Source organism: Collinsella sp. OF02-10, assembly GCF_003463445.1.
Lineage (GTDB): Bacteria > Actinomycetota > Coriobacteriia > Coriobacteriales > Coriobacteriaceae > Collinsella.
The window spans coordinates 1-1855 of record NZ_QSCW01000042.1 but is presented as its reverse complement, the minus strand read 5'-3'; the positions used below and the strand labels follow the sequence as shown (position 1 = coordinate 1855).

At 58.2% G+C, this 1855-nt stretch carries 1 protein-coding gene and 1 pseudogene; both read right to left on the bottom strand.

Annotated features, from left to right (window positions below):
• Positions 1-341 (bottom strand): annotated as a pseudogene (locus tag DXA43_RS10070) (SIS domain-containing protein); the annotation flags it as partial.
• A gap of 170 nt (positions 342-511) precedes the next feature.
• A complete protein-coding gene (locus DXA43_RS10065; RefSeq protein WP_117638275.1) occupies positions 512-1726 on the bottom strand; it encodes an MFS transporter in 1215 nt (404 codons plus the stop codon).
• Positions 1727-1855 lie beyond the last annotated feature (129 nt).

Sequence of the window (1855 nt, the reverse complement as noted above, 5' to 3'; positions counted from 1 at the left end):
TTGACGGCCTCGAGGACCTCGGGGGTGGTGCCGGACTCGGAGGCGGTGAGCACAACGGACTTCTCGGTCATGCGCTTGTGGCCCATGACGTTCCACTCGGCGGCGTGGATCAGGTAGACCTCGAGGTCGCGGTCGCCGAACTTGTTCATGAGGTACTCGAGCTGCATGAGCTCGTCCCAGGTGCCGCCGACGCCCATCAGGAACACGGCGTCGTAGCCCTCGTCGGCGACCTTGTCGGCGAGCGCGGTCATCTTCTTGCCGGCCTCGTAGACGTTCTTGCCGTCCTCGACGTAGCCCTCCTGGCTAAAGTGCATGATCTCGATCTTCTCGGTTTCCTTCATGGCTTTTCCTTTCTGTCTTGCACGCGAATCTATACATCGCGTTTCTTTTCGATACCAATTATAGACATACACCTAACGTGTTTTTAATACCACTTTTCAATCTGCCCCAATCCTCGGTGAACGGTCGAAATTCTCTGGTGAGTGGTATTAAATTAGCATTTGATGTATAGCTAACGCCCCTGGCGTCTCCCTTGTGTGACAAAGAACAGCGTTCCTACCAGCGCAATAATGGTCGATGCCCCAAACAATACCGTCTGGACGCCCAAAGCCTCCGCCAAAAACGGAGCCGCCAGCAGCGGCACCACGCCGGCGCTCATCAGGCCAAAACGCACAAAGCCGGTAATGCGCCCCAGGTATTTGATGTCTGCGCGCTCCTGAATCAAGATCATCTGCAGCGGCTCCAGGAACCCCCAGGCCAGACCGTTAATCGCCTGACCGATAATCGCGACCCCCAGCATATCGGTGCCCACGTACACCATGGACCCAATGCCCACGGCCATGAGCGCGCCGAGCAGCAATCGTAGGTTGACATGGCGAGCAGAAAGCTTGGTCAGGATGAACGCGCCCACCGAGGAAGTGAGGCCCACGACCGAGGACAGCCAGCCCAGCCAGACGATATCCACGTTGAGCACATCACGGTAGAACAACGACTCCAGCGAATCGAACGCGCCGAACGCAAAGAAACCCAAAAAGCCCGAGATAAAGATGAGGCGCAGGTCGTGGTCGCGAAACGTAAGTCGCGCACCCTCGGCCATGCCGCCCAGAATACCGCCCTTCGGCTTCTCCCCTTTTGCGGGAACAACACACTCGTGGCAGCCCAAGGAGAGCACGGCCGCCACACCCATCATGCCCGCCATGAGCAGATAGACCGATTGCGTGGCAAAACAGCTCACGATGGCACCACCGAGCAGCGGGCCAGCGGTATAGGCGATATTGCTGTAAAACACCATGAGACCGTTCACGCGGGTACGGCCCTCGGTGGTCGACTCTAGGTATCCCGGAAACGCATGCGTGCAGGTGTTGATAAAACCGCCCGCAAGTCCCAAGACACACGCGGCAAACACAAGCCCGGGGACAGACAACGGCGCCAACCCCACGCCAAGCGAAAGCACCGCCGTAATCACGCACGTCACAAACGACGTCCGACGCGGTCCAAAGCGATCGATGACCGAGCCCGACACCATATTGCCCACCGACGTCATAAGATTGCGCACGAGCGTAATGGCGGCAACCAAAAAGGCCGTGCCAGCCAGATCATACGTGGCCGCACCGATAAGCCCCAAAAAGTAGACCGCGTTGTTGGCGCACCACTGCAGGGACTCAATAAGAATCAGCCTGACCTCTGCCGGCGTCAGGCGCATTTCTTCGCGATCCTTCGCGAACATACGAACTCCTTCTATACAAAAAGGGGATGGAGGGCATAGGCCCGCTCCATCCCCTTTCCAGGTTGCAACGAAAATCTATGCAGCCGGGCCCTTACGCCAGCACGCCGAAGAACGCGCCGACGATGCCCA

Bases quoted from the DNA above. Each gene is read 5' to 3' on its own strand.
- DXA43_RS10065 (WP_117638275.1), bottom strand. From the start codon at position 1,726: ATGTTCGCGAAGGATCGCGAAGAAATGCGCCTGACGCCGGCAGAGGTC.